The following is a 26,463-nucleotide window of genomic DNA, read 5'->3' on the forward strand; positions in this document are numbered from 1 at the left end:
TATGGATGCATTAGCAATTATCAGCGTATTTCTAGCATTGTTCCTTTTAGGACTAGGCCTAAAGGATTTGTATAGTTATTGGATGGAGAGAAAAAAAGTAGTCACACATGTCCAAGAACTAACCGGAGAAGCATTTACGGTTACGAAGCAAAGAAAAAAACTGTCAGAGAAAATGTTTGAACGAATTAGCAGCTATGCTGACGATTTCACAGGACTAGGACAGCGAATTAATTTTTTCAGTGAACCTCATGAAATTGAAAATCTGATCCAAAAAGCAGGTTGGTCAAAACATACAACGATTGAGAAGTTTCAGGGTCTGAAAATGTTCTTTACCTTTGCAGGACTGTTCACTGGAGTCATTCTTTTCATGATTGGATTTCCCTTCTCTCAGTACTTAGTCATCTTTCTACCGATTTTTGGTTATATAGGAACAATCCTTTGGTTGAAAAGTGCAGCGAAGTCTCGGCAAGAGCAGCTACGTTATGATCTGCCCGATTTCTTAGATACCGTGAGCGTCACGGTTCAAACAGGTGGTGGTTTAGACCAAACATTACGTGAAGTTATTAAGTATTTTGATGGACCATTGCGTGAGGAGTTTTCACGTTTTAATCAAGAAATCGAATTAGGCGTTCCCCGAGAGCAAGCCTATCGCGACTTGCTTAAACGCAATGATAATGAAGAGTTTCAGATGCTTATTAAGGCGTTAATTCAAGGAATGAATTTAGGGGTTCCCATTGCGACAACGTTTAAATTACAGGCAGAGGATTTACGGGCACTTCGCAAGGAGCAAGCAAAAGAAAAAGCAGCAAAAGCAGCACCAAAAATCACACTAATCACCACATTCATCGTCGCACCAACTGTCATTATGATGATTGCCGGATTGATGATTTTGAATATGTTCTTTGGTGATAATAGTATTTTAGATTTGCTGTAAATAAAAAGTAAAGAGAGACTACTCGTTTCTTTTTAACTATAAAAACATTAATTAGGAGGATATAACTATGAAAAAAATAATCGGTTTTTACACAAAGGTTGTAAGCTATCCACAAAATGAAAGAGGATCACAATCATTGGAATGGATTGGGATTGCCGCAGTAATTGTAATTTTAGTAGGGACGATTTCGACAGTTTTTGCGGGAGATAATACTTTTGCAACAGCTATTTTGAATAAGCTGAAAGACTTTGTCAGTAAAATCGGATAGGTTATCGATGAGAGTTAGATTACTATTCTTCTCTCATCGATAAAGTACATAATTCAATGCCTATAGGAGGACGTTAATGATGAACTTAGGTAGAAGACTACAATATAAGAATCTAGTCCTTTTCATTTTAGCGATAGCTATTATCACTGGGTGCTCAAAGGAAAATAGTGAACTAGTAAAAGAAATAGAGGAAATACCTGATGAAGAAATAAAAGCAGAGAAGTCTGTTGAGAAAGTTGTCGAAGAACCCACTTTAACAGCTTTAGCTGAGATAGAGGGAGACATCGTCCCAACAACCTTAGAGGACGTACTAAACTTTTCAGCGGGTCCCTTTGCTGGTCTTGAGTTTGATGAGGAAGATGAACAGTTTCAGGAGGCACTCGCACCATTACCTGCACTTGGGGAAGATGCGAGTGAAGAAGAAATAGAACAATATTTGTATAACATTCTCCAGTTTTATGCAGAGGAATATCCAGATCCAAACGTATTAGTGAATCGCTGGGAACAACTTTCCTTTGGTTCCCCAGAAGTGGAAGACCCTCGGTACGAAATAAAAGAGAACTTTAATGTGGAGATTATTTTAGATTCTAGTGGAAGCATGAAAGAAGACATTGGTGGTCAGCAAAAGCTTGATTTAGCGAAGGAAGCAATTTTAGAGTTTGCGAATCAATTGCCTGAAGAAGCAAAAGTTGCCTTAAGAGTATATGGCCATATTGGCCAAAGCGAGGAAGTTTCGTGTAAGAGAGCGGATAGAGTCTATGATTTGCAACCATACAACGAAGCTGCATTCTCAGAAACATTAGAAGAGTTTTTCCCGAACGGATGGACACCGATTGCTCATGCCCTTGAAGAAACTAAGAAGGATTTTGCGGAGTTGAAAGGTGAAAACAACACAAACGTCATTTTTCTAGTCAGTGATGGAATCGAGTCGTGTCACGGAGATCCAGTTCAAGTCGCCAAGGAGCTAGGGGAATCCGATATTATGCCAATCGTAAACATCATTGGTTTTGATGTGCCAAGCGATGAACAGCAGCAATTAAAGGATATGGCTGCAGCAGCAAATGGCGTGTACACATTAGCAAAAAACCAAGATCAACTAAGAGAAGAATTAAATAGAACAAATGAAATGGCGCAAATGTGGTTTAAATGGTGGGGAGACTCTAAACAGGAAATATTCACCTCACAATATGAACAAAAGAAAGAGATAAATGATGAAAGTTTTTTATGGAAAAGTACAGCGAATAGAGAGTGGAATAACGTAGTAACCTCTGTAAATCTCTTATGGAAGAAGGACAAAAAAATTAGTCTCGAACAGTCTAATATAATGGGCGAAATTTTAATAGATAGAAGAGATGCAATTCATGAAATAGGAGATACTCTCTTTAATCGAATGACGGAAAGTAATACAGAAACATTTGAGAGTTTAAGAGAAGAGATTGACAAAATGTATGAGGATCAGAAAAGAAACTAACTATGAATAGAAGCATCCTTGTGACTCAATACACTATTTAAGGATTGAGAGGAGAAAAAGGATGAAAGGAAAAAAAATCCGCTCTAGAATCGCACTACTACTAGCCTCTTTTTTTATTTTAATTAACATCATTGGACCAATAACAGTCATTGCTGCATCACCTTGGTCCGGAAACACATGGGAAGGTCAATCTTGGCAAGGAAACACATGGGAAGGGACACCTTGGAAAGGTCAATCTTGGCAAGGAAACAGTTGGGAAGGAACAGCTTGGGAGAGTGACTCTTGGACGAGTGAACCGTGGTCTAATGAGGGAGGGCAAGGAGGCCAATGGACAGCTAATCAATGGTCAAATGATTCATGGCAGGGAAGTCAATGGAACAACAATCCTTGGCAAGGAAGCCAGTGGAACAACCCTAATTGGAATCCTTGGAGTAATATTCCTGGAGGCAACGGACAATCATGGTCAGGCAGTTCATTCTCAGGCAACGGGTGGAATAATCCAAACTGGCAAGGAAACCAGTGGAATGGAACTTATGGAACGGGAAATCCGTGGGATGGTAACTATGGAACTGGTTACCCTTGGCAGTATCCAGCTGGAGTAAGTGGAAACCCCTGGTCGGGAAGTTTTGGTCCAGGAAACCCATGGGAAATTAGCTCGGGTTCGGGTTCAAGTTTTTCAGGAAATGCGTTTAATTCAAATGAATTTACGGCACCGTTTTCCGATGTCGGTTATTATGAATTAGGCAAACCGAGTACCGTCTATGAGTGGCAAAAGTTTCTAGGGAAAGATATGCTAGGTGGAGTTATAAGTGTTGTAGACTCTGAAAATGGTTTTACAAATGGACAAATTGGTCGCAGTTTACTATTCTCATCAATGAAAATGGCAACAAAGCAAAACAATGAAGCAGTTTCCGGTGCATTTAACCTTATATCAAATGGAAAGAACCTAGTTGAAGGTACAAAAAGAGCAAATGAATTAATGAATTATTTAGGTGCTGAAAGAGCAGTTAGAGGGGCTACTGAGGTATCTAGACTTGCGGGACAAACAGCCCCAGCCTTTAAAGCAGTCAGTCGTTTAGGGGCAGCTGGGGCTGCAATAGGAACAGTTTTCTCTGCTGTTGATACTGTTCAAAATTTTAGTAAGGGCGATGCCCTAAGTGGCGTAGGAAGCCTTGGAGATACATTAATGGGGGCTGGGGTAGTCGCTTTAGCATTTCCTGGTGGTCAGGCAATTGGAGCTGGTCTAGTAGCAACAGGAGCTCTTCTTTCCGTTGGAGCTGGGGCGGTAAAAATGTGGAGAAACAGAGAAAAAATCATTAGTGATGGCAAGAAAATAATAAACTCAGGTGCTAAAGCTCTTGATGGTGCGAAAAAAGGCTTAGGAAACATGTTTAATAAAGTTACATCGTTCTTTGGAGGTTAATAATGTTTGAACGTATTATAACAAAATATAAAAAATGGTTGGAAACGTACCACCTATATAGTTATTCAATTGAAGAAAATGGAAAAAACTATCATTTTGTTCAGTATTCACGGTTTAATAAACCTACAGATGGATTAGTGTTGGATGAACAAGGAAATGTAACGGATGTAGTTACTGCTCAAAAGATTGCTAAGACTGTCCTTGTTTATAATAGTTGTATGATCAATTCCCTTAGGCTTGATCAGATGAGAGCGAAAGAAGAAGAATTGCCTAAAGAAATGACAGTAGTATTAATGAATTTACAAAACATAAACATTGTTCCTGCCCAACTGAAGCTAGATATTGAACAGGTAATAAAAGCATATAAAGAACATATTGACGGCCAAGAAATACTTGATGAAATTGGAAAGAATATTGACCATTTAGATATTGAGCAGGTTAGAAGAAATAATCTGCTCACATCATTAGAAGCACAAAAGGCTAATGATTTAGAAAATAGTTTTGATGAACATGTATACAGGCAGGCACTATCTATGCATATGACAGTTGAAAATCGTAAAAATATATTAAATTGGATTACTGAAAAGCAACAAGAGAATTTATCACCAGAGGTTATCGAAAAAATGAAAGAGGCGGAGAGTCTACTAGAGCATTCATTAAAAAGTGTAGTCTTAGCAACATTAAAAAGATCTGTGCAAAATTTCGAAAATAAAGTTTCACCACTTACAAGTGTAGATTTTGAAAATAGGGTTAATGAATATATTAAAAAAATAAAAGAAATTGAACGAGTTAGATATGAAAATCATGTCAAGTTATTAAGAAATCCTTAGAATCAAAGAGGAATGGTTAAATGAAACAACAGAAAATCCGACTCATTAATTTGATTAAACATAACCAACGCGGATCGGCGACAATTGAATTTATTGGGATGGTTCCCTTCGTCTTTATGCTTCTTATGATTGTTTTGCAGTTTTTTGTGGCCGGGTTTGCTGTGTTCTCCGTTCAATCAGCTGCCAATGAGTCAGCAAAGGTGTATGCGGCGACAAATGATATGGTGAAAGCCGAAACGGCGGCCCGTGATGTGTTAATAGCTAATTCAAATTTATATGCCCCAAGTGGGAGCTATTCCTCGATTTCTCCATCAGGTAGTGAAGCTTTTACGTCACAGGTGAATGTAAATTTAAAAATACTATTTCTACCTGACGAAATACTTGGATATCCGACGACAATTCCGATTACTCGCGACGTGAAAGGAAGACGATTAGAATGAAGAGCATTCATTCAGAAAAAGGTAATATAACAATTGTAACCCTTGCCTCTATGGGGGGAATGATTGTGATGTTTCTGATTATATTTAGTATGGCGAATGCATTTTTAGTGAAAGGAAAGGCAACAAACAGTGCTGAGCAGGCTAGTATCGCTGCTTCTGCGGAAATGTATAAAGCTATTAATGAAGCAATTGATGAGTATGATGCGCAATTAACGTTGGATGATTTGTTAGCTGAAACGTTGCGAGATAAAATTCAAGACCGGAAACAGTCAATAATGAGACCGATTTCTGACTCCGAAAAAGAAAGAATAGCAATAAATGACGTATTGTCTTCGGAACTAAGCGTTCTTAATCTTCAACTTAGTCCCATTTTAAGGAATAAAATGACTGGAGCTCTCACAAATGCCCAACAAGCAGCGAGAGATGTCATATTGGCAAATGGCGGAGAAACACTGAATGGGAAAATTATATTCTTTAATTCTAATCATCAGATCGAAGTTCATGCCTCAGCACGTTACGAAGCTTTTTTTATGGATTCTCTCATTGATGAAAGTAGCCGCAATATTAGCGATGAAGGATATGGACCGAAACTTTCATTTTTGGAGAAACTATCTTGGTCTGTTCAAGAACGCAATTTTTAATAAAATGATAACAACTAATCAATTAGCAAAGGGGATGGATGATGAACATTCTATCTCAATCGTTTAGTTTATATACAAGAAATATTGCAAAGCTATTAATATTATGTGTGACGGTGATTTTACCATTTCTTATTCTGCATCTCTATTTAACAAATTATTTATATGCAATTGCTCAATTTTATTCTACGTCGTTCCTAGCAGATTTAGCGAATGCTTTTTTAATGGTCTTTTTCTTTCTTATTGTTCAAATACCTTTTATTGAGTTTTTTAATAGTGAGTTAGAAGGAGAGGAGCACGTATTAAAGAGGGCGTATGTTGCCTTATTTGACCGTGGACTTGCTATCTATGTTTTCGCTATTCTCTTTACGGTTGTATTCTTACTAGGGATCGTTTTGTTGGTGATACCTGGTATCATCGTATTTATACTCTTATTTTCTGTTCCGTACTTATCTATTATTCGACAAAAGCCAATTCGTAAAACGCTCTCAACAGCAATTCATATTGGGAAAAAGCGATTCTTTCGTTTCTTTTTTGTCATATTTTTCTTAGGAATGATTGAAATAGTTATTAGCTTTGTCATTTCGTATGGGGTGATGAGTATTACAGATAGTTATTTAGCAATTGCTGGGACATCAATAGTATTAAATCTGCTATTTGTACCTTTTTACGTAGCTTTATTAACAACAAGCATCAAGAAGTGGTCAGATGAATTGTCGATATAATCTAATAGCAACAATTTACGACAAAGAAACAGGTCAACTAATGCCAAGTTGACCTGTTTTTAGATCTAGCTTTATCAATAGGTTTCTTAATAAAGTGAACTCAATTACCTAAGTTTCTCAATTCTATGCAAATGTGAAAATTAACGCGTATTTACAAGCTGATGGAGATGTTTTGGTTCAAGAACAACATATTTATCAGTTTAGTGGTGAATTTGGTGGAATTATTCGTGAGTTAATTTCGAAAAAGGCACCGAAATGCTTCAATTTGAAGCATTTGAAGAAAATAACCCCAATATTGTAATCAGCGGCAAATATTTGTGTTGGAATAAAAAAGAATGCGAACATAATCATCATACTAATTATTTTTTAGCCATGTTTTATCTCCCACCTTTTCAATTTTATATACGCAAATACAAGCAATAGGTTTCAAGCAGTCTTTTTCAGTTCAGTGCTACTGACACTGCCTTCAAAATTAGTAGAAGCCTATACTAGTTTACTTAATTAATACATTAACTATATATTCGAGACGAATAGAGTAGTTTCATTTTCTTATATTTTTGTTCAGAACTATATTATATATATAATCTAATGAGAACGCTTTATACTAATCTTGAAGCGAGATGTTGATTGTAAATAGCTAAGTATTACAAGATAAGTTGTTAAGGAAGTAATGACTGAAATATAGTAGATATCACATTTTAGAGAGGTTGATTTTAAAATGAAAAAATTCTTACCTATTAGCGATAAGATCCCCAAAATACTACATGGAGCTGATTATAATCCAGAACAGTGGTATAGATACCCACATGTATTGGAGGAAGATATCCGTTTAATGAAGCTTGCAAACTGCAATGTTATGTCTGTGGGAATATTCTCATGGGCAACACTTGAACCAAAAGAGGGAGTCTTTACCTTTAAGTGGTTAGATGATGTACTGGATACCTTTGCTAAGAATGAAATTTATGTCTTTTTAGCTACTCCAAGTGGAGCGAGACCTACTTGGATGTCACAAAAGTATCCAGAGGTTCTCAGAGTTAGTGAGAACCGAGTAAGGAATTTACATGGAGCTCGCCATAATCATTGTTTTACCTCTCCTGTATATCGTGAAAAAGTGGAAATTATCAATACTAAATTGGTAGAACGTTATGCTGATCATCCTGCTGTTATTGGTTGGCATATCTCGAATGAATATAGTGGAAACTGTCACTGCCACTACTGCCAAGAGGCGTTTCGTGATTGGGTAAAACAAAAATATACCACATTAGAAGACTTAAACCATGCATGGTGGACGACGTTTTGGAGCCATACGATTACAGATTGGTCTCAAGTAGAATCACCTGCAAGACATGGTGAAATGTCTGTACACGGGATGAATCTTGATTGGAAGCGTTTTGTTACTGATCAAACAGTAGATTTTTTTAAGCATGAAATTGGTCCGATTAGAAAAATGGGTTCTAATTTACCTGTTACGACTAATTTTATGGAAGCATTTGAAGGACTTAATTATTGGAAATTTAAAGATGTCCTTGATGTTGTCTCATGGGATTCTTATCCAACTTGGCATGAGTTTGATGATAATAGTGAGCAGGCGGCTTGGGTAGGGCTAATTCATGATATGAAACGATCACTTAAAAATGGTAAACCTTTTATGTTAATGGAAAGCACACCAAGCTCTACAAACTGGCAAAAGGTCAGTAAACTGAAAAAACCGGGCATGCATTTTCTCTCTTCGTTACAGGCTGTGGCCCATGGTTCCGACACGGTTCAATATTTTCAATGGCGTAAGAGTAGAGGTTCAAGTGAAAAGCTTCATGGCGCTGTTGTTGATCATTATGGGAAAGAAGACACACGTGTTTTTCGCGATGTAGCTAATTTAGGTGAAGCTTTAAGTAAATTAGATGCATTGGTTGGAACGACAGTAGAACCAGAAGTTGCCTTAATCTTTGATACTGAAAACCGCTGGGCCATAAAAGATTCACAAGGACCACGTAATGTCGGTATCCATTATGAAGAAACGATTCGTCGTCACTATCGTCCATTATGGGATCAAGGTGTCCCTGTTGATGTCATTGATATGGAATGCGATTTCTCTAAATATAAAGTGCTTATCGCCCCAATGCTCTATATGGTACGACCAGGGGTAGGAGAAAAGATTGAACGCTTCGTTGAAAATGGTGGCACGTTTATTACAACATATTGGTCGGGAATTGTTGATGAAAATGATCTTTGCTTCTTAGGTGGTTTTCCAGGCCCCTTACGTAAAACACTTGGTATCTGGTCAGAAGAAATAGATGGACTCCATGATGGTCAAACAAACGGTGTCACCATGACCAAGGGAAATACTTTAGGATTAGAAGGAACCTATGAAGCTATTGAATTATGTGACCTTATCCATTTGGAAGGGGCAGAAGCCCTAGCATATTATCAAGAGGACTTTTATGCAAACCAACCTGCGTTAACGGTCAATTATTTAGGGAAAGGTAAAGCTTATTATATTGCATCGAGAAATCAAGAGCCTTTCCATACTGACTTTCTATCTCAGGTAATAAAGCAAGAAGGTATAAAAAGGGTTATTAATACTGATCTCCCAGAAGGCGTAACTGCACAAATGAGATCAGATGGAGAGAATGAGTATGTATTTTTATCGAATTTTGGTGAAAGAGAACAAAAGGTATCTCTGACAGACGCCTACTATGTAGATTTACTAAATGCAGAACCAGTTGCAAGTGAATTAACGCTTACTCAATATGAAGTACGTTTGTTAAAACGCAAGGCGAATTAGAAAGGTCCCTGAAAAAGGGGCGCGCGACGGTCGGATCTATTGCCGCTTGCTTAAAAGCTTTTCTTGTGAATAACCTTTTTGAACAAGAACTAACAAGAAAATAAGACAAAAAAAGGCTCCAGAATATTAATTCTGGAGCCTTTTTTGGTAGGAATATAATATAATAATGAAGTAGAAATTTACGATAAAAGTAGCTTTGTCATTGAGAAAGTAGTAGGTGAGAAAATGATATGAACAAGAAACGATATGTTTTTTCATCATTAGAACGGAATCTGCCATTGTTTGTAGAAAGTATAGGGTACAATCCACTAGAACATGATTTCTCTAGACCAGATGGATATCCCTACTTTCACTGGCTACAAACACTTGATGGAAAAGGGAAATTTAATTATGAATCTGGAAAGACTGAATTTTTAACAAACGGCAATGCGGTGTTAGTTACACCTTTTACCCCGCACACATATTCCGCAGCAAGTGAGAAGTGGTCGACTATTTATATTACATTTGGTGGGGTAGCAGTTAATCAAATACTTGATGCATTAGAATTAAACCGTTCAGCTTACTTTACTGAAATAGAAAATTCGCCGATTTCTGGTATTGCATTTGAGATGTTAACTAAAATTGAAAGAGAGTCTGAATTTTCAAGACTTGACCTTTCAAGTGACTTATACCATTTTCTAATTACTTTAAAAAAATATGGAAAATCAATTAATCAGGTATCTTTATCACAAAATTATGATAAACTCAGACCTGTCGTTACATGGCTTGAAGAAATGTATTACCAAGATATCGGTTTACCTGAAATGGCTCAAAAGGCTATGATGAGCGCTCAACATTTGAATACTCTTTTTCATGATACGTTTAGGGTAAGTCCTTATTCCTTTTTGATACAACTTCGGATAAGAGAATCGAAAAGAATAATGGTATCAGACCCGGTAATCTCGTTAAAAGAAGTATCCAAACAGGTCGGATTTAATGATGTGAGCCATTTTGTGGCAACATTTAGAAAAAAAGAAGGAATCACTCCAAAAAAATATAGAGATTTACATCTTTCAAGTGAATAGTTAATTAGCTATTACTTTAAGAACCTTCGAGAAATACTTGACGCATTTAGTCTTCAACAATTAAAATTATAAACAACGTTGTTAAATAACTCACAAGGTTATTGAAAAAGTGAGTTTTCATAGAACAGAGGAGGATAATGATGGATGTTGTAACGATTGGCGAAACGATGGTATTATTTACGCCTGAATCATCACCATTAATGAGATATTCTGCTACATATTCTCGGAAATTTGGTGGAGCTGAATCAAATGTGGCAATTGGTTTAACTCGTCTTGGACATGAAGTTGGTTGGATTAGCAAGGTAGGGAACGATGAGCTTGGAAAAGGTATGCTATCATTTATCCGCGGAGAAGGTGTTGATGTATCACAAGTTACTAAATCTGATATTGCACCAACAGGTCTTTATTTTAAAGAAGTAAGACATGCGAATAATGTTCAAGTACAGTATTATAGAAAAGGATCTGCAGCAAGCACGCTTTCCGTGGATGATTTAGATTCAGCTTACATTGCAAGGGCAAAATATTTACATATTACAGGGATTACACCGGCACTTAGTGAGAATTGCTATGAAACCATTATGAAAGCGATTGCGATAGCAAAGGAAAACGGGGTGAAAATTGTCTTTGACCCCAACTTAAGAAAAAAGCTTTGGAGTGAGGAACGTGCAAGAGAAGTCTTACTCGAAATTGCTGCAAAGTCAGATATTATTTTGCCAGGGGTTTCTGAGGGTGATTTCATGTTCGGAGAAAAAGACCCATTAAAATTAGGGGAGCTATTCTTGGAATTAGGAGCAGAGCTTGTTGTTTTAAAAGTGGGGGCTAAAGGTGCTTATTACTTTACAGAGAAGGAGCATGTATTAGTACCAGGGTTTCCGGTAGAACAAGTTATCGATCCAGTTGGGGCAGGAGATGGATTTGCAGCTGGAGTGATTTCTGGGTTGCTAGATGGTTTGCCGTTACTCGAAGCCGTTGAACGAGGTAATGCAGTCGGTGCGATGGCAACGATGGTTCCAGGAGATTTTGAAGGTCTTCCAACACGCGAGGAAATTGCAAGCTTTACAAATTCAAGTGAGGAAGAGGATATAAATCGATAAGGATTAATAGTGGGTATTTATCGAGGAAAGGTGCCGCAAATGAGTTAGGGTTGCGGCACCTTTTCTATTAAATTATTTCCTTTTGTTCTGCCGTTTTTTATATATTGAAGGTCTTCCCAGATCGTACAGAGGAGGGGAAAGAGTTGCTACAACGAATTAATTTAGTTTTGCAAAATTGGATGCCTTTTCTTACACCTATTAGCGTCTTGTTAGGTGTTACGATATTATCAGAGTTTAGCTCACTATCATTTTTAGTGAAGTGGATTTTTGCATTTATTAGCTTTGCTAGCTGCATAGGATTGAAAGTTCAAGATTTACGTCAGACATTGGCTCGCCCAATGCCAATTTTGGTATGTTTGTTCCTGTTACAAATTCTGATACCAATTATTGCGTATGGAGTTGGAAACCTCTTTTTCAGTGGAGATATTTATACGATTACTGGTTTGGTATTAGCCTTTACGATTCCAACCGGAGTCATTTCATTAATGTGGGTAGCGGTGTTTGGAGGAAATAGGGCAGTGACACTTGCTATTGTCTTAATTAATACCATTTTATCACCTATTTTAGTGCCCTTTACATTAAAACTTTTAGTTGGTGCTAAGGTTTCCATGGATAGTGTCGGTCTAATGAACGGTTTACTATGGATGATCGTGATTCCTTCTCTTCTAGGGCTTTTCTTTAACAAAATCACAAAAGAAAAAACCAAAGAATTGGCGGCTACTTTGGCTCCTTTTTCAAAACTGGGTGTTATGGTTGTTATTATAATTAATAGTGCTGTTGTAGCTCCATATTTTCGAGACATGAATTTTAAAATTATTCTTCTTGGAATTCTTGTCTTTGCAGTGGCTTGCTTTGGTTATTTTAGCGGTCTCTTTGTAGCTAGAATATTAAAATGGGATCAGAGTGTTGCAATTAGTTTAATGTTTAATTGCGGCATGAGAAATAATGGGGTGGGGGCAGCATTAGCAATTACCTATTTCCCAGCTGCAGTTGCGTTCCCTGTTGTCATCACAATTATCTTTCAACAGTTTTTGGCTTCACTTTCTGGGAAAATCGCTCGGAGTTATTTTGATAGAGAAGAAAAAAAGCATAAAGAAAACCTTAATTTGTCAGTTGGAAAGTCTATGTAAAAGAAGGGTATTCAAAAAGGTCGTTCTAACCTTTTTGAATACCCTTCTTTCTATATTTCATCTCTTAGACTTGAGACTCTTCAGTATTTTCCTTGCATGAATCGAATAAACTTAATTCAGGATCCAAAATGATAGAATTATTTAATTCTTCACTTGAGATAATTTCAAGTAGTGTTTCTGTTATTCTCTTTGCTATACGATTAATGGGGACACCAACAGTCGTAGGTTGAATCTCAATATTCTCGAACTGCTGAATGTTGTCGTAACTAATAAGTGAAATCTTTTCGGGTATTTGCACCTTTAGTTCTGTTGTTGCCCGGAGAATACCTCGAGTTAAGTCATAACTTCCACTTATAATTGCAGTAGCTGGTATTTTCTTGTTCGAGAAGAAAGACTTTGCTGCTAGATACCCGTCGTATAGCTCTAACCCATTAGTGGGGATAATTAACTGATTATTAATAGAGAGATTTCGTTCCTCCATAGCTTCTTTATAACCTAGATATTTTTGTTTTTGCAAAGACTCTGTTTCAGATAAATCACCAAAGAATGCAATATTCCTATGACCAATTTTAAAAAGATAATCGACAGCTAACTTAATAGCAAGTCTTCGATTCACATCAATTGTGGGGTAAACGGAGTCTTCTTTAATGCCGTAATATAAAATAGGCACAGTTGAATTTATATGCTTTGATTTGTCAATTTCATCTTTATTTTCCCCAAAGACTAAAATGGCATCAACTTGTAATCGATTAAATGTCTTAATTGCCGATTCTAATTTATTGATAGAAAGTAGTGTAGTATATGAATGTTCTTCTAATTGTTCATTAATAATGGTAATTAATTTAGATGGTGCAACTCTCTCTATAGTCGGCCACACCACGCCAACTGTATACGATTTCTTTTGCACTAAACTTCTGGCCACAATATTAGGCTGATATCCTAACTGTTCAGCAATTCTGATAATTTTCTTCTTTGTTGGCTCTTTTACAAGAGGGCTGTTTCTTAAAGCTTTTGAAACAGTAGAGTAACTGACACCCGCTTGTTTTGCTATATCTTTAATCGTGATTCCCATGACAGTCCTCCAAATAATTAGAAAAAAGTATTACAACGTTGTTAAAATTAATTATAACAAAGTCAAAAGAAAAAGATAAGTATTTCACTATTAGAGTTATAAGATACGAAACAGTGTACTAAAGAAAAAGTCTTTAAATGAATGAATTTTCATAATATAAAAGTCAAATATTATTGACTAAGAGTAAATAGTTTTATAAAATGAAATAACAACGTTGTTATTAGAAAGCAACAAAAGGAGGACCAAAGATGAAAGCGGATTATATTTTAGTGCATGATGCAGATAACGTCATCGTTACCTTAAAGGAATATCATGAGGGTGAAACTCTTGCTGTTGGGAATGAAAGCATTGTTTTAACAAGTGCTATTACAGTTGGTCATAAAGTTGCTATTAAGCCAATTCATAAAGGTGAAAATATTATTAAATACGGTTTTCCTATTGGTCATGCCACTAAGGATGTTTCAGTGGGAGAATGGGTTCATTCACATAACACGAAAACAAATCTTGAGGGGACCCTTGAGTATACGTATGAGCCGAGTGATTCAGTTAAACGAGAAGTTACTCCGTCTGAACGTACGTTTAACGCTTATGTGAGAGAGAACGGAGATGTTGGAATTCGAAACGAAATTTGGATTATTAATACGGTCGGCTGTATTAATAAAACAGCTGAGGTTTTGGCTAAACAAGCAAACCAGCAATTCCAAAGTGAAGGCTTTGATGGTGTGTATCATTATCCACATTTATTTGGATGTTCTCAGCTTGGTGATGACCTCCATAATACACAAAAAATACTCAGTAATTTAGTCCATCATCCGAATGCTGCGGCCATACTTGTACTAGGTTTAGGGTGTGAAAATAATCATATTGCTGAATTTAAAAAAATAATTGGTGAGTTTGATGAAAAACGAGTGAAATTCCTTAGTGCACAAGAGGCAACTGATGAATTAGAGGAAGGGCTAAATTTTCTTGAAGAGCTAGTTGAATACGCTAAATCTTTTAAACGCCAGCCAGTTCCAATTTCAAAGCTTAAGGTTGGTTTAAAGTGCGGTGGATCTGACGGTTTTTCTGGAATTACAGCTAATCCTCTTGTTGGTTCATTTTCAGATAAGTTAATTTCACAAGGTGGTTCAACCGTGTTAACTGAAGTGCCAGAAATGTTTGGTGCCGAAACGATATTAATGGGTAGAGCAAAAGATGAAAAGGTCTTCACTGGGATTGTGGATCTAGTAAATGATTTTAAAGAATATTTTATTAAACATGATCAAGTAGTTTATGAGAATCCTTCTCCAGGAAACAAAGATGGTGGAATTACGACACTTGAGGAGAAGTCACTTGGCTGTGTTCAAAAGGGTGGGTTTTCCCCAGTTGTTGATGTTTTACCATACGGTGGGCGAGTAACAAAGCCTGGTTTAACTTTATTGCAAGGTCCAGGAAATGATCTTGTGTCAGTGACTGCATTATCGGCTTCTGGAGCACATATTGTTATTTTTACAACTGGAAGAGGAACGCCATTTGGGGGACCCGTGCCAACTGTTAAAATGTCTACAAATACACCTCTTTCTGAAAAGAAGAAAAATTGGATCGACTTTAATGCAGGAGAGCTTGTTCAGGGGAAAGAGATGGGCGAAGTCACAGATGAATTATTTGAATACATTATCAAATTGGCTTCTGGTGAAGTGAAAACTAACAATGAGAAGAACGGATTTAAAGAAATCTCCATTTTTAAGGATGGCGTTATTTTATAAAATTGTCTGGAGTGATGAAGGTGAAACAGCTTAGTAAAGCGTTGAGAAAAGAAGACATTTCACAACATGTCACATATGAATTCCAAGAGTTACCTGAGAAGGTTATCCAATTCGGTGAGGGTAACTTTTTAAGAGGCTTTATAGACTGGATGATTCATGAGATGAATAAACAAGGTTTATTTAACGGGAAAGTCGTTGCGATTCAGCCGACCCCTCATGGAAAGGTTGTTCCAAAATTAAACAAGCAAGATAGCCTATATACAGTTGCTCTAAGAGGAATAGGGAATGGGAAGGTTGTTGAGTCTAACGAAATTATCTCTTCAATTTCTAGAGGGATTAATCCGTATACCGACTGGAGCGAAGTTTTAAAGGTTGCAGAGTCAAGTGATATTCAATTTATGTTTTCAAATACAACAGAGGCTGGATTAACGTACTCAAAAGAAGAATATAGTACGGAGTCAGCACCGCTATCTTTTCCTGGTAAAGTAACAGCGTTCCTACACCATCGTTACAAAGTAATGAACGCTTCTCCTGATGCTGGAATGGTGATTATTCCTTGTGAGCTTGTTGAGGGGAATGGGGATTTATTAAAAGAACTAGTCATTAAAATTGCGAATGATTGGGAATTATCTAGTGAGTTCATTCAATGGGTGGAAAGTGAAAATCAATTTTGTAACACATTAGTGGACCGAATCGTAACGGGATACCCTAAAGATAACATCGAAGAGTTTCAAAACCTCCTAGGCTATGAAGATATTCTTTTAACTGCAGGTGAGCCCTATCATATGTTTGCGATTGAAGCGGGTGAAGAAGTAGCCGAACGAATTCCGTTTCATAAAGCGGGATTAAACGTAAAATGGGGAGATGTTACACCGTTTCGTGAATTAAAGGTTCGTTTGTTAAATGGGCCTCATACAATGATGTTTGCAGCATGTTATTTGTCTGGAGCGGATACGGTTCTTGAAGCAATGGAAGACAATGATTTAGTTGCATTTGTGAAGCAAGGGCTTTATGAGGAAATATTACCAACAGTCAAAATGGAGGAAGCGGAAAAGAACAGCTTTGTCGACTCAGTAATTGAACGTTTTTTAAATCCCTATAATCGGCACTTTTTGGCTGACATTGGAATGAATGCTGTTTATAAGTTTAAATCACGTTTAATTCCATCCTTATTAGACTATCAACAATTAAATAATAAACTACCTCGTTCTATCATATTTTCACTTGCTGCACTAATTGTTTATTATCGTCCGGACAGAAAAGAAGGGGAGTTCTTAGTAGGAAAGAGAGGAGACATTGAATATACAATTCGTGATAATAAAGAAGCTATCACGGTGTTTAGTAAGGTATGGAGCCAATTTGATAACAAACCAGAAAGTGTTAAAACATTAGTGGAGAAGGTTCTTACTCAATCAGAACTTTGGGGAATGAATTTAACTACAATTGATTCTTTAGTAGAATTAGTTGTTTTCGATGTTTCAAATATTCTTGATCTTGGTATGAAAGAGAGCCTTAAACAAATTACGCATGTAAAAAGCTAATAATTTCAGATTGAAAAACTACCTACTGGAGGCGTTTTAATGTCTTATGAACTGGTTGATAAACTGAAAAAACAATACTTGGCTGGTTGTGATAAATGGTATTCATCAAGATGGCATTACATTGAAGGCTGTATTCTAAAGGCTTATTTGGACAGCTATGAACAAACAGGTGATGAAACAGAGTATATGTTTGTCAAAGATTTTATTGACCGTTTAGTCGATGAAGAGGGTAATGTCGAGCAAATTGATATTGAGTACTACAGCATTGATCAAATTCGCATGACAGCTATCCTTTTCACCCTTTACAAAAAAGAAAAAGATTTGAGATATAAAAAGGCTCTTGATTTAATCTATAACCAACTTGCTACCTATCCAAGAACAGAAACTAAGAATTTCTGGCATAAAACCAATTATCCACATCAAATTTGGATGGACGGTCTTTATATGGGTCAGCCTTTCTATGCCCAGTATATAAAGGAATTTGCTGAAAACAAGGATTATTCTGATACGTTGAATCAATTTAAACAGGCAAGAGAACTACTTTTTGATGAAAGCACCCAATTGTATTTCCATGCCTATGATGAAAGTCGTAGTATGTTCTGGGCTGATAAGGAAACAGGACTTTCTCCTCATGTATGGGGTCGAGCAGTCGGATGGGTTGTCATGGCTCTTGTAGATATTCTTGAGTTGCTTGAGGGGGAGGATGTCGACGTATCTGACCTAAAGTACATGCTTCAAGAAACTATAGATGGAATGTTAAGATATCAACACTACAGTGGCATGTGGTATCAGGTTGTTGAGTTAAGTGGGCATAAGGGTAACTATCTGGAATCAAGTGGCACGTTGATGCTTTCATATGCTTTATTAAAGGGAGCACGTCTTGGGTACTTAACTGATAAGTATATTCAGTATGGTAAAGCAGCCTTTGACGGTACAGTTGAACAATATGTTAGCGAAGAAAATGGCGAGGTTTTACTTGGGGGTATTTGTAAAAGTGCAGGACTTGGAACTCATCCGGAAACAGGTGTTGTAAGAAAAGGCGATTATGACTACTATATTAGCGGAGAGCCAATTGTCACGAATAATGGACATGGTGTTGCACCTTTATTAATGGCCTTCAATGAAGTGAAATTACTCGATAGAGTGGTCCAAAATTCGTAATAACTTTAAGTCTTGCAACAAGAAAGACTTTTCAAATCAACAGGATGAAAGTATACTAGTTGAGAAAATAGAGAATATTTAAACGATTGTGGAGGGAACTATGAATTTATTAGAACAGATTACCGAGAGTGGTATTGTCGCAGTTATTCGAGGATCAAAGCCAGAAAATATTATTTCTATTGCGAAAGCATTAAGTGAAGGTGGAGTTAAAGCCTTAGAAATCACGGTTGAAACACCTAAAGCAATGTCTATCATCGAAAAGGTTGTTTCTGAACTAGATGGTGAGGATGTTATCGTCGGTGCAGGTACAGTCCTTGATGCTGAAACTGCGCGAGCGGCAATTTTATCGGGTGCGCGTTTTGTTTTTTCACCAACTGTTAACGTTGAAACGATTAAAATGTCAAAGCGTTATGGAGTCATAAGTATTCCTGGTGCAATGACACCAACTGAAATCCTAACAGCGTATGAACATGGAGCTGACTTAATTAAAGTATTCCCAGCAAACGTTGTTGGTCCAGCTTTTATTAAAAATGTGAAAGGCCCACTTCCACATATACCGTTAATGGCAACGGGGGGAATTGATGTCGATAACGCCGGAACCTTTATTAAGGCTGGTGCCGTTGGATTAGGTGTTGGTAGTACACTTGTTCCATCTGTTGCAACTGTGGATGAAGCTGTATGTCAAACCATCACAGAACGTGCTAAGCGTTTTGTTGAAGAAGTAGCAAAAGCAAGAGGCTGAATAGTGAAAGGAGCTGTCTTAAAGATGGCTCCTTTTCTCGTTTAAAATATAAGAAAGAAAACTTGAAGAAATGTAGGGAGACTTTTGAGTGTCATAGAAGAGTAATACCTCTAAACATTGCTTCAAAAAAGGTTGCTACGGCTTTTCTTGTTAATAGGTTTACAAATGTTCGTTTTCGTTCGATAATAAAGATATAATTAGTCTAATATTTGGAGGAGCGCCATGCTTTCAGTCGAACGCTACGAAAAAATTCTTGAACAATTGGGTAAATATAAAATTATTAAAGTATCAGAAATAAGTAAGGATCTAGGCGTAACGGAAAAGACAATTCGAGTCGATTTCGAAACGCTTGAAAAAAAAGGGTTGTTAAAACGTATTCATGGAGGAGCTGTTTTGCATGAGGAAGAAGGCAGAATCTTTCCAGTTAATGAACGACAATCGATGCATAGTGATAATAAAATGGCCATTGCAATAGAAGCAGTTAAATTAATAAAGCCTGATGAGACGATCTTAATTGATGGGGGGAGTACAACCCATGCAGTCGCAAAGTTATTAGGTCAATTCCCAGTTACGGTCATCACAAATGACTTGAAAATCGCAAATGAATTATTGGAAAAGGAAAAAGTCCAGCTTATGGTTTTAGGAGGGACAAGAATTGGTACATCATCTTCCTTATTCGGCCCCGAATCGACAGAATTATTGAAACGAATTAGAGTAAATCGGCTTTTTTTTGGAGCTACTGGGGTCTCTCTGGAACATGGCTTAACAGTGTTAAATAGTCTACATGTTGAGTGGAAGAAACAAATCATTCGTTGCGCAGATTGCGTAACATTATTAGCCGATTCTACAAAATTTGAAAAAGTAGGTTTAATTCAATTTGCAAAAATAGGGGATGTTGATGAAATTATTACAGATTCAAAACTCGATCCTCTGGTTAAGGAAGACCTGGATAGAAAGTCTAAATTAGTCACATATGCCATGATTGAGTAAATTAAATGAATCAGGGGTTGTTATTATTGTCACTCGTTCGTTTAAGTGCTATAATCGAACTATAATGAACCTAAACGAACAAAGCGAAGGAGGTCTTCCGAATATGCAAGGATTCTCGTTAGAAGGAAAAGTAGCCTTAGTAACAGGAGCAAGTAGAGGATTAGGACAAGGTATGGCAGTTGGTCTTGCAGAGGCAGGCGCAGATGTTATTGGAGCTGGCGTGAGTAATATGTCAGAAACGAAGCAAAAGGTTGAGGCACTTGGTCGTAAGTTTTATGAAATTAAAGCAGACTTATCACAATCAGGGGCAGCCAAGCAATTAGTTGCAGATGCAAAAGAACAAACAGGGAAAATTGATATTTTAGTAAACAATGCAGGGATTATTCGTCGTGCCGAAGCTGCAGATTTTACTGATGAAGATTGGGCAGCGGTTCTTAATGTAAATATTAATTCTGTTTTCACACTATGTCGTGAGGTCGGAAACCATATGCTAGAAAATGGTTCTGGTCGCATTATTAATATCGCATCAATGCTTTCGTTTCAAGGTGGACTTAGAGTTCCAGCTTACACAGCGAGCAAGCACGCAGTAGCGGGATTAACAAAGTCACTAGCAAATGAATGGTCAAGTAAAGGTGTAAATGTAAATGCTATTGCACCAGGTTATATGGCAACAGACAATACTGCTGCATTACGAGCAGACGAAGCTAGAAATTCATACATTACTTCACGGATTCCAAAAGGTGAGTGGGGAACACCAGAAGATTTAAAAGGTCCAGTTGTATTTTTAGCCTCAGATGCTTCTAGTTATGTTAACGGACATATCTTATGTGTTGATGGCGGATGGATGGGTTCTTAATTTATACAAGTATCTCTAAGTAAATCTTAAATTATATAAATCTATAAACTAAAAGGAGCGTTGTTTTATGGAAAATAGATATGCTGCACATCCGGAAGATTTCAAAAACTATACAACAGAAAAATTAAGAAAGGATTTCTTAATTGAATCATTATTTGTTGAAGGCGAGCTTAACATGGTCTACACACATTATGACCGTACAGTTGTAGGGGGAGCAATTCCTACAGATAAACCGCTAAAGCTCGATGCAGGAGACTTCTTAAGAACAGAGTATTTTCTTGAAAGACGTGAGGTTGGTATTGTTAACATCGGCCCAAAAGGGAAAGTTGTAGTAGATGGCGAAGAATTTGAATTAAATAAGCGTGATTGTTTGTACATTGGTCTTGGCAAAAAGGAAGTTACATTCCACAGTGAAGACCCTAAGAACCCAGCACGTTTGTACATTGTTTCGGCACTAGCTCATAAAGAATACCCGACAAAGGTTCTTGCTATTAAGGATGCTGTACCGACAAAGCTTGGTGCAGATGCAGAATCCAACAATAGAACTATCTACAAATATATTCATTCTGAAGGTCTTCAAAGCTGTCAGTTAATGATGGGTATGACTCTTCTTGAGCCTAATAATATGTGGAATACAATGCCTGCTCATATTCATGATCGTCGTAACGAAGTTTATCTATATTTTGATATGGATGAAGATTCAAGAGTATTCCACTTTATGGGGCAACCAAACGAAACACGTCATTTAGTCGTGAAAAATGAGCAAGCCATCATTTCACCACCATGGTCAATTCATTCTGGTGTGGGAACGAAGAACTATACGTTTATTTGGGCAATGGCTGGTGAAAACTATACATTTACCGATATGGACTTTGTAAAGATGGAAAATTTAAAATAAGGTAAACGCCCGGATGACTATCATTCGGGTTATTTTTATCTTTAGAAAGTATAAACTTTTATGAGTAAATGGAGAGAGTGCTCCTAAGAGGCAGCGTAGCTTTTCTTATCAATTTGAATGATAAAAGTCTTGCAAGCTATTATGATTACGGTTTATAATTAATAATATAAGTACAATGTTGCTTTTGGTTTATTTCTTTAAAAATAACAACGTTGTCATTTCTGGATGGAGGGAAAGTAGAATGAAATCATTTATTCATGAAGACTTTGTTCTTAATAGTGAGGCTGCAAAAATTTTGTATCATGACTACGCAAAAGATATGCCTATTTTCGATTATCATTGTCATTTAAGCCCTAAGGATATTGCTGAAAACCGTGAATTTAAAAATATATCCGAGATTTGGCTGCACGGAGATCATTATAAATGGCGTGCAATGAGAACATTGGGCATTGATGAGAGTATGATTACGGGTAACACAGATGATAAGACAAAATTTCAACAATGGGCGAAAGTAGTTCCACATACAATTGGAAATCCTTTGTACCATTGGACTCATTTGGAATTGAAACGCTATTTTGATGTTGACGTATTGTTAAATGAGGATACAAGTGAAGAGGTTTGGAATCAGTGTAATGAATTGCTTCAACAAGATGATTATCGTACTCAAAAAATTATTGAAAAATCAAATGTAAACGTCATTTGTACCACAGACGATCCGATTGACGCTTTAGAATATCATCAAAGCATCAAAGAAAATAAAGCGTTTTCAACGAAAATATTACCAACATTTAGACCTGACAAGGCGTATGAAGTATCTGCTCCTCAATTTACTGACTATGTAAAAAAACTCGCAAAAGTTGTTGAAAGAGATATTAATGTTTATGATGACTTACTAAAAGCGATTGAAGAGAGAGCTAACTATTTCCACGAAGCAGGTTGTAGAATTTCAGACCATGGTATCGAGACGATTCCGAATACTCCTTGCACGAAGGAAGAAGCATCGGCTATTTTTGCAAAAGCAATTAGTGGAGAGACAATGACGAAAAAAGAGGAGGAACAGTATAAAACGTATACATTACTTTTCTTAGGTCGACTCTATCATTCTTTAAATTGGACAATGCAGATCCATGTTGGTGCCATTCGTAATAATAATAAGCGTCGTTTCGAAACATTGGGTCCAGATACAGGATTTGACTCCATTCTTGACTTTGAACTTGCAAGACCGTTAAATGCCTTTTTGAGTCAGCTTGACAATGAAAATGAATTACCAAAGACCATTTTATACAACCTAAATCCGATACACAATTATGTAATCGGTACAGCAATTGGAAATTTCCAAGCGAGTGGAACAAGAGGAAAAATCCAATTTGGATCGGGTTGGTGGTTTAACGACCAAAAAGATGGGATGATTAGACAAATGACAGACCTTGCTAATTTAGGACTATTAAGTAGTTTTGTTGGCATGTTAACAGATTCAAGAAGTTTCCTCTCTTATACTAGGCATGAATATTTTAGACGCATTCTCTGTGACATCGTCGGTGGTTGGGTTGAGAGCGGAGAAGCGCCAAGAGATTATCAGTTACTAGGAAACATGATTCAAGATATTTCTTATACAAATGCTGAGAATTATTTTCAAATCAAATAGATTAAAAGCCTAAAAGTATATGGCAATGGCACTGTTCGCCTCTCCGCATGGCTTTGCTTTTAAAAACGTAGCTATTCCATTGCTTAGTGGGTGTATCTTAAGGTCAAGAAACGACCTTATGACACACCCCCTTTTTCCCTTTAAAACATATTTCCTTCTTTTATAGGAGAAACTTTCAAAAGGAAAACATATAGAGGATGGTGTGAATAGATGAAAAAGGTGGTCATAATTGGTGGGGCCGGAACAATTGGACAGATTTTAGCAAAAGGACTTGGGAACCAATACCATATCGTAATAATGGATAAAGAAATTGAAAATAGCGTTAATCATTCAAGCCAAATTCAAGTTGATGCCACAAACTTTCAAGATTTAGTAAATCACATTCCTAAGGATACAGGAACAATAATTAATTTAATAAAAACAGATACGAATGATGCAATTGAAGAGCTTGAAACGTTTGACCGGATGACGGATGTTTTTTTCAAAGCGACCTATTATATCTTAGCTGCTGCAAAAGAATTGCGTATCCCAAAGGTAATCTTTGCCAGTAGTAATCATGTAACGGATTTTTATGAAGAAGATGGAAAATCGTTACTAGACCGTGAAATCACGACGAATGATTATCCGAAATCTAAGGGGTTATATGGCCTCTTAAAATTAGCTTCTGAACAAGCAGGTTTTCTTTTTTCGCTACATAGTAAGCTTTCGGTTATTAACATTCGAATTGGGTCGGTTCCAAAGGATGTAACCTATGAAGACGTTTTAGAAAATGAGAGATTAAAAAAAACACTATTATCCAACACAGATGTTGTTGATTTATTTCGACTGGCGATTGAAGCTAAGGTGAAGTTCGGGACGTATTATGGGGTTTCTGATAACCCCGAAAAGCCATGGGATATGTCAAATACAAAAGCAGAATTAGGTTTCATATCAACTGAAACAACTAAAGATATTTTAAATTGAACATCCATTTTCAGTACCTTGATTAAATAGAAATGGTCCGCTCGTTACGCGCCCTGCTATGGGTAAACCACTCATAGCAGGGCTTTTCTAATTGAAGAAAAGGCTGCCCTTCAATTATGTAGTTTACTTTTTCTATTTCAAAATCATATACCTGTAAAAAATAGATGTAAAGCTTGAGTTTCGTTATATGGTATGATAAGTAAAAATGTATAGGCTTACATTAGAACAGTTAAAAGAATAATCATATCGTTAGGAATCCTTATTCAATGAAGAAACTAGGGCTATAGATTATATACAAAATCTTATTATACATTAAGATGAAAGTAAGCAAGTAAGCAAGTCTTCGATTAGGGGGAAACGAGTATGCAACTGAAAAAGTTTTTGAACATAACTAGCTTGCTTACAATGGTATGGATGCTAAGTGCATGCAATCCAAAGGAAGCAACGATACCAGAGCAACAACATATAAAGAACTTACCTGAAATTTCAATGATGCTTAATCTTCATACTCCAGAAGTACCGAATGAAAGAATTCGTTTATTACTAGAAGAAAAAACTGGTACAAAATTGGATATACAATGGGTACCTGATAATAATTATAACGACCGGTTAAATACGGCTTTCGCAACAGGCACATTACCAGATGTTGTTTTAATGGGCTTTCCAACATTTTTACAATATAAGGATATGATCCGAGACGAACAATTCTGGGAAATTGGGCCGTATCTTAATGAGTACGAGAACTTAAGGAAGCTTGATTCAAAGACGTTAACGACAACATTAGTAGATGAGAAGCTTTATACGCTTTATCAAGGCCGTCCTGTATCAAGACAAGGAATTATTTATCGTAAGGATTGGGCTGACAATTTAAAACTAACAGCACCTCGTTCCACAGAGGAATTTTTAGAGATGGCAAGGGCCTTTACTGAGGATGATCCGAATCAATCGGGGAAAGCTGATACAATTGGTTTAGTAGATCGTAGTGATTTAATGTATGGTGCATTCAAAACAATTTCTTCATGGTTTGGGACGCCTAATGAATGGGGAATGAAAGACGGAAAGCTTCTTCCAGAGTTTATGTTTGAAGAATATATGCAAACATTGGACTTTGTAAAAAAGATTCATGAAAATGGATATATGAACAATGACTTTCCAGTGACAAGTAAAACGGATCAGCGTTCGATGTTTAAAAATGGGGTGGCTGGGATGTATGTCGGCTCCATGGAAGATGTGGAATCCCTATATCTTGAAGCGAAAGAGCACAACCCATCTATAGAATTTGACGTACACAATTATGTGGAGGGTCCAAATGGTCGATATCAAATTTGGGGTATTCCAGGGTTTGCTAGTGTTGTACTTTTTCCCAAGTCTTCAGTAAAAACTGAAGAAGAATTAAAAATAATCTTATCCTTTTATGACTATCTTATGAAGCCTGAAATTGCTAATATACTGATCTGGGGAATTGAAGGTGAGCATTATACGGTTCAAAATGGGAAAGCAAAGATATCTGAGGATAGAAGGAGTTTTGAACGAGAAGTTCGACCGTATTTGTCAATGGAAATAGGTGAACCTGAGACAAATGGTAGATTAGAGCGTTTTAACGAGTATGAACCAGCTATAAAGGCACAAGAACTTAATATTGATAATGAAAAGTATGTTATATCAAATCCTGCCCTAACCCTTGATTCAGAAACACAACTTCTTGATGGGGAACGGCTATCAGAGATGATTGAGGATGCAACGTATAAATATATTTTAGGTCAAATTGACCGACAAGGTTTTGAAAGAACGATAGAAACATGGAAAGCTGAAGGTGGATTAAAAATTATTGATGAATTAAATGCTCCTCGGAAGACAAGTAGAAATTTAGCGCAATAATCAGCAAACCCGCTTAACCATAGAGTTAAGTGGGTTTCTATTTGTTAGGAGAGATTAATGGATTAAAAGATAACTATTTTTTGGTGTATTCATAACAATGAAGAATTGTTTACTTTATTTGTGTATAATAGGAGGATAGGGAAGTAAGCCCTTTCAGGTGATGAATATAAACT

The 26,463-nt window shown here is 36.8% G+C and carries 24 protein-coding genes; 23 read left to right on the forward strand and 1 reads right to left on the reverse strand.

Going from position 1 to position 26,463, the window contains the following annotated elements:
- The first annotated feature begins 1 nt into the window (after window position 1).
- The 13 genes from CEF19_RS13000 (at window position 2) to CEF19_RS13055 (ending at window position 12,799) form a co-directional block, all read left to right on the forward strand.
- Window positions 2-934, forward strand: coding sequence for a type II secretion system F family protein (locus tag CEF19_RS13000; RefSeq protein ID WP_100406434.1), 933 nt, complete (start codon window positions 2-4; stop codon window positions 932-934).
- Window positions 935-1,001: 67 nt separating this feature from the next.
- Window positions 1,002-1,202 carry a hypothetical protein gene (locus tag CEF19_RS13005; RefSeq protein ID WP_100406435.1) on the forward strand — a complete coding sequence of 67 codons (201 nt, stop codon included), beginning with the start codon at window positions 1,002-1,004 and terminating at the stop codon, window positions 1,200-1,202.
- A gap of 76 nt (window positions 1,203-1,278) precedes the next feature.
- The gene (locus CEF19_RS13010; protein ID WP_100406436.1) at window positions 1,279-2,673 is read left to right on the forward strand and encodes a VWA domain-containing protein; all 1,395 of its coding nucleotides are present in this window, start codon (window positions 1,279-1,281) and stop codon (window positions 2,671-2,673) included.
- A 61-nt stretch (window positions 2,674-2,734) separates the two neighbouring features.
- Entirely contained in the window at window positions 2,735-4,096 is a 1,362-nt protein-coding gene (locus CEF19_RS13015) for a hypothetical protein (protein WP_100406437.1), read from the forward strand.
- Between the two features lie 2 nt (window positions 4,097-4,098).
- Complete coding sequence (locus CEF19_RS13020) at window positions 4,099-4,926, forward strand: hypothetical protein (RefSeq protein WP_100406438.1); 828 nt, start codon at window positions 4,099-4,101, stop codon at window positions 4,924-4,926.
- 20 nt (window positions 4,927-4,946) lie between these two features.
- Complete coding sequence (locus tag CEF19_RS13025) at window positions 4,947-5,366, forward strand: TadE/TadG family type IV pilus assembly protein (protein ID WP_100406439.1); 420 nt, start codon at window positions 4,947-4,949, stop codon at window positions 5,364-5,366.
- On the forward strand, window positions 5,363-6,007 hold the full coding sequence (locus tag CEF19_RS13030; RefSeq protein ID WP_100406440.1) for a pilus assembly protein TadG-related protein: 645 nt from the start codon (window positions 5,363-5,365) through the stop codon (window positions 6,005-6,007). Before CEF19_RS13025 ends, CEF19_RS13030 begins: the two co-directional genes overlap by 4 nt.
- A gap of 38 nt (window positions 6,008-6,045) precedes the next feature.
- Entirely contained in the window at window positions 6,046-6,729 is a 684-nt protein-coding gene (locus CEF19_RS13035; protein ID WP_198510285.1) for a hypothetical protein, read from the forward strand.
- A 133-nt stretch (window positions 6,730-6,862) separates the two neighbouring features.
- Complete coding sequence (locus CEF19_RS24280) at window positions 6,863-7,030, forward strand: DUF2207 domain-containing protein (RefSeq protein ID WP_406565357.1); 168 nt, start codon at window positions 6,863-6,865, stop codon at window positions 7,028-7,030.
- A gap of 417 nt (window positions 7,031-7,447) precedes the next feature.
- On the forward strand, window positions 7,448-9,511 hold the full coding sequence (locus CEF19_RS13040; RefSeq protein ID WP_100406442.1) for a beta-galactosidase: 2,064 nt from the start codon (window positions 7,448-7,450) through the stop codon (window positions 9,509-9,511).
- Between the two features lie 230 nt (window positions 9,512-9,741).
- Entirely contained in the window at window positions 9,742-10,575 is an 834-nt protein-coding gene (locus CEF19_RS13045; RefSeq protein WP_100406443.1) for an AraC family transcriptional regulator, read from the forward strand.
- Window positions 10,576-10,715: 140 nt separating this feature from the next.
- Window positions 10,716-11,669, forward strand: a complete 954-nt coding sequence (locus tag CEF19_RS13050) for a sugar kinase (protein WP_100406444.1) — start codon at window positions 10,716-10,718, stop codon at window positions 11,667-11,669.
- A gap of 143 nt (window positions 11,670-11,812) precedes the next feature.
- Complete coding sequence (locus tag CEF19_RS13055) at window positions 11,813-12,799, forward strand: bile acid:sodium symporter family protein (protein WP_100406445.1); 987 nt, start codon at window positions 11,813-11,815, stop codon at window positions 12,797-12,799.
- A gap of 64 nt (window positions 12,800-12,863) precedes the next feature.
- On the opposite strand, the gene CEF19_RS13060 is transcribed toward CEF19_RS13055, so the two are convergent.
- The gene (locus tag CEF19_RS13060; RefSeq protein ID WP_100406446.1) at window positions 12,864-13,871 is read right to left on the reverse strand and encodes a LacI family DNA-binding transcriptional regulator; all 1,008 of its coding nucleotides are present in this window, start codon (window positions 13,869-13,871) and stop codon (window positions 12,864-12,866) included.
- Between the two features lie 248 nt (window positions 13,872-14,119).
- Between CEF19_RS13060 and CEF19_RS13065 the strand changes: the two genes are divergently transcribed.
- The 10 genes from CEF19_RS13065 (at window position 14,120) to CEF19_RS13110 (ending at window position 26,290) form a co-directional block, all read left to right on the forward strand.
- The gene (locus CEF19_RS13065) at window positions 14,120-15,616 is read left to right on the forward strand and encodes a UxaA family hydrolase (protein WP_100406447.1); all 1,497 of its coding nucleotides are present in this window, start codon (window positions 14,120-14,122) and stop codon (window positions 15,614-15,616) included.
- A 20-nt stretch (window positions 15,617-15,636) separates the two neighbouring features.
- Window positions 15,637-17,157: a tagaturonate reductase gene (locus tag CEF19_RS13070; RefSeq protein WP_227521982.1), complete on the forward strand. Its 1,521-nt coding sequence runs from the start codon at window positions 15,637-15,639 to the stop codon at window positions 17,155-17,157.
- A gap of 39 nt (window positions 17,158-17,196) precedes the next feature.
- Window positions 17,197-18,318 (forward strand): glycoside hydrolase family 88/105 protein, encoded by a 1,122-nt coding sequence (locus CEF19_RS13075; RefSeq protein ID WP_100406448.1) that lies wholly within the window; start codon window positions 17,197-17,199, stop codon window positions 18,316-18,318.
- Window positions 18,319-18,418: 100 nt separating this feature from the next.
- Window positions 18,419-19,060, forward strand: a complete 642-nt coding sequence (locus CEF19_RS13080) for a bifunctional 4-hydroxy-2-oxoglutarate aldolase/2-dehydro-3-deoxy-phosphogluconate aldolase (protein ID WP_100406449.1) — start codon at window positions 18,419-18,421, stop codon at window positions 19,058-19,060.
- Window positions 19,061-19,282: 222 nt separating this feature from the next.
- Window positions 19,283-20,050, forward strand: coding sequence for a DeoR/GlpR family DNA-binding transcription regulator (locus CEF19_RS13085; RefSeq protein ID WP_100406450.1), 768 nt, complete (start codon window positions 19,283-19,285; stop codon window positions 20,048-20,050).
- Between the two features lie 103 nt (window positions 20,051-20,153).
- Window positions 20,154-20,906 (forward strand): 2-dehydro-3-deoxy-D-gluconate 5-dehydrogenase KduD, encoded by a 753-nt coding sequence (gene kduD, locus CEF19_RS13090; protein WP_100406451.1) that lies wholly within the window; start codon window positions 20,154-20,156, stop codon window positions 20,904-20,906.
- 67 nt (window positions 20,907-20,973) lie between these two features.
- Entirely contained in the window at window positions 20,974-21,804 is an 831-nt protein-coding gene (gene kduI, locus CEF19_RS13095; RefSeq protein WP_100406452.1) for a 5-dehydro-4-deoxy-D-glucuronate isomerase, read from the forward strand.
- Between the two features lie 241 nt (window positions 21,805-22,045).
- Complete coding sequence (gene uxaC, locus CEF19_RS13100; RefSeq protein ID WP_100406453.1) at window positions 22,046-23,449, forward strand: glucuronate isomerase; 1,404 nt, start codon at window positions 22,046-22,048, stop codon at window positions 23,447-23,449.
- A 210-nt stretch (window positions 23,450-23,659) separates the two neighbouring features.
- Window positions 23,660-24,412 (forward strand): NAD-dependent epimerase/dehydratase family protein, encoded by a 753-nt coding sequence (locus CEF19_RS13105; RefSeq protein WP_100406454.1) that lies wholly within the window; start codon window positions 23,660-23,662, stop codon window positions 24,410-24,412.
- A 363-nt stretch (window positions 24,413-24,775) separates the two neighbouring features.
- A complete protein-coding gene (locus CEF19_RS13110; RefSeq protein WP_100406455.1) occupies window positions 24,776-26,290 on the forward strand; it encodes an extracellular solute-binding protein in 1,515 nt (504 codons plus the stop codon).
- Window positions 26,291-26,463: the final 173 nt, after the last annotated feature.

Origin of the sequence: Bacillus solitudinis, from assembly GCF_002797395.1 — a bacterium.
GTDB lineage: Bacteria > Bacillota > Bacilli > Bacillales > Bacillaceae_D > Halalkalibacter_A > Halalkalibacter_A solitudinis.

Excerpts from the sequence above, each read along its gene's own strand:
- CEF19_RS13000 (WP_100406434.1), top strand. The coding sequence starts at position 2 with ATGGATGCATTAGCAATTATCAGCGTATTTCTAGCATTGTTCCTTTTA.
- CEF19_RS13005 (WP_100406435.1), top strand. The coding sequence starts at position 1,002 with ATGAAAAAAATAATCGGTTTTTACACAAAGGTTGTAAGCTATCCACAA.
- CEF19_RS13010 (WP_100406436.1), top strand. The coding sequence starts at position 1,279 with ATGATGAACTTAGGTAGAAGACTACAATATAAGAATCTAGTCCTTTTC.
- CEF19_RS13015 (WP_100406437.1), top strand. The coding sequence starts at position 2,735 with ATGAAAGGAAAAAAAATCCGCTCTAGAATCGCACTACTACTAGCCTCT.
- CEF19_RS13020 (WP_100406438.1), top strand. The coding sequence starts at position 4,099 with ATGTTTGAACGTATTATAACAAAATATAAAAAATGGTTGGAAACGTAC.
- CEF19_RS13025 (WP_100406439.1), top strand. The coding sequence starts at position 4,947 with ATGAAACAACAGAAAATCCGACTCATTAATTTGATTAAACATAACCAA.
- CEF19_RS13030 (WP_100406440.1), top strand. The coding sequence starts at position 5,363 with ATGAAGAGCATTCATTCAGAAAAAGGTAATATAACAATTGTAACCCTT.
- CEF19_RS13035 (WP_198510285.1), top strand. The coding sequence starts at position 6,046 with ATGATGAACATTCTATCTCAATCGTTTAGTTTATATACAAGAAATATT.
- CEF19_RS13040 (WP_100406442.1), top strand. The coding sequence starts at position 7,448 with ATGAAAAAATTCTTACCTATTAGCGATAAGATCCCCAAAATACTACAT.
- CEF19_RS13045 (WP_100406443.1), top strand. The coding sequence starts at position 9,742 with ATGAACAAGAAACGATATGTTTTTTCATCATTAGAACGGAATCTGCCA.
- CEF19_RS13050 (WP_100406444.1), top strand. The coding sequence starts at position 10,716 with ATGGATGTTGTAACGATTGGCGAAACGATGGTATTATTTACGCCTGAA.
- CEF19_RS13060 (WP_100406446.1), bottom strand. The coding sequence starts at position 13,871 with ATGGGAATCACGATTAAAGATATAGCAAAACAAGCGGGTGTCAGTTAC.
- CEF19_RS13065 (WP_100406447.1), top strand. The coding sequence starts at position 14,120 with ATGAAAGCGGATTATATTTTAGTGCATGATGCAGATAACGTCATCGTT.
- CEF19_RS13075 (WP_100406448.1), top strand. The coding sequence starts at position 17,197 with ATGTCTTATGAACTGGTTGATAAACTGAAAAAACAATACTTGGCTGGT.
- CEF19_RS13080 (WP_100406449.1), top strand. The coding sequence starts at position 18,419 with ATGAATTTATTAGAACAGATTACCGAGAGTGGTATTGTCGCAGTTATT.
- CEF19_RS13085 (WP_100406450.1), top strand. The coding sequence starts at position 19,283 with ATGCTTTCAGTCGAACGCTACGAAAAAATTCTTGAACAATTGGGTAAA.
- kduD (WP_100406451.1), top strand. The coding sequence starts at position 20,154 with ATGCAAGGATTCTCGTTAGAAGGAAAAGTAGCCTTAGTAACAGGAGCA.
- kduI (WP_100406452.1), top strand. The coding sequence starts at position 20,974 with ATGGAAAATAGATATGCTGCACATCCGGAAGATTTCAAAAACTATACA.
- uxaC (WP_100406453.1), top strand. The coding sequence starts at position 22,046 with ATGAAATCATTTATTCATGAAGACTTTGTTCTTAATAGTGAGGCTGCA.
- CEF19_RS13105 (WP_100406454.1), top strand. The coding sequence starts at position 23,660 with ATGAAAAAGGTGGTCATAATTGGTGGGGCCGGAACAATTGGACAGATT.
- CEF19_RS13110 (WP_100406455.1), top strand. The coding sequence starts at position 24,776 with ATGCAACTGAAAAAGTTTTTGAACATAACTAGCTTGCTTACAATGGTA.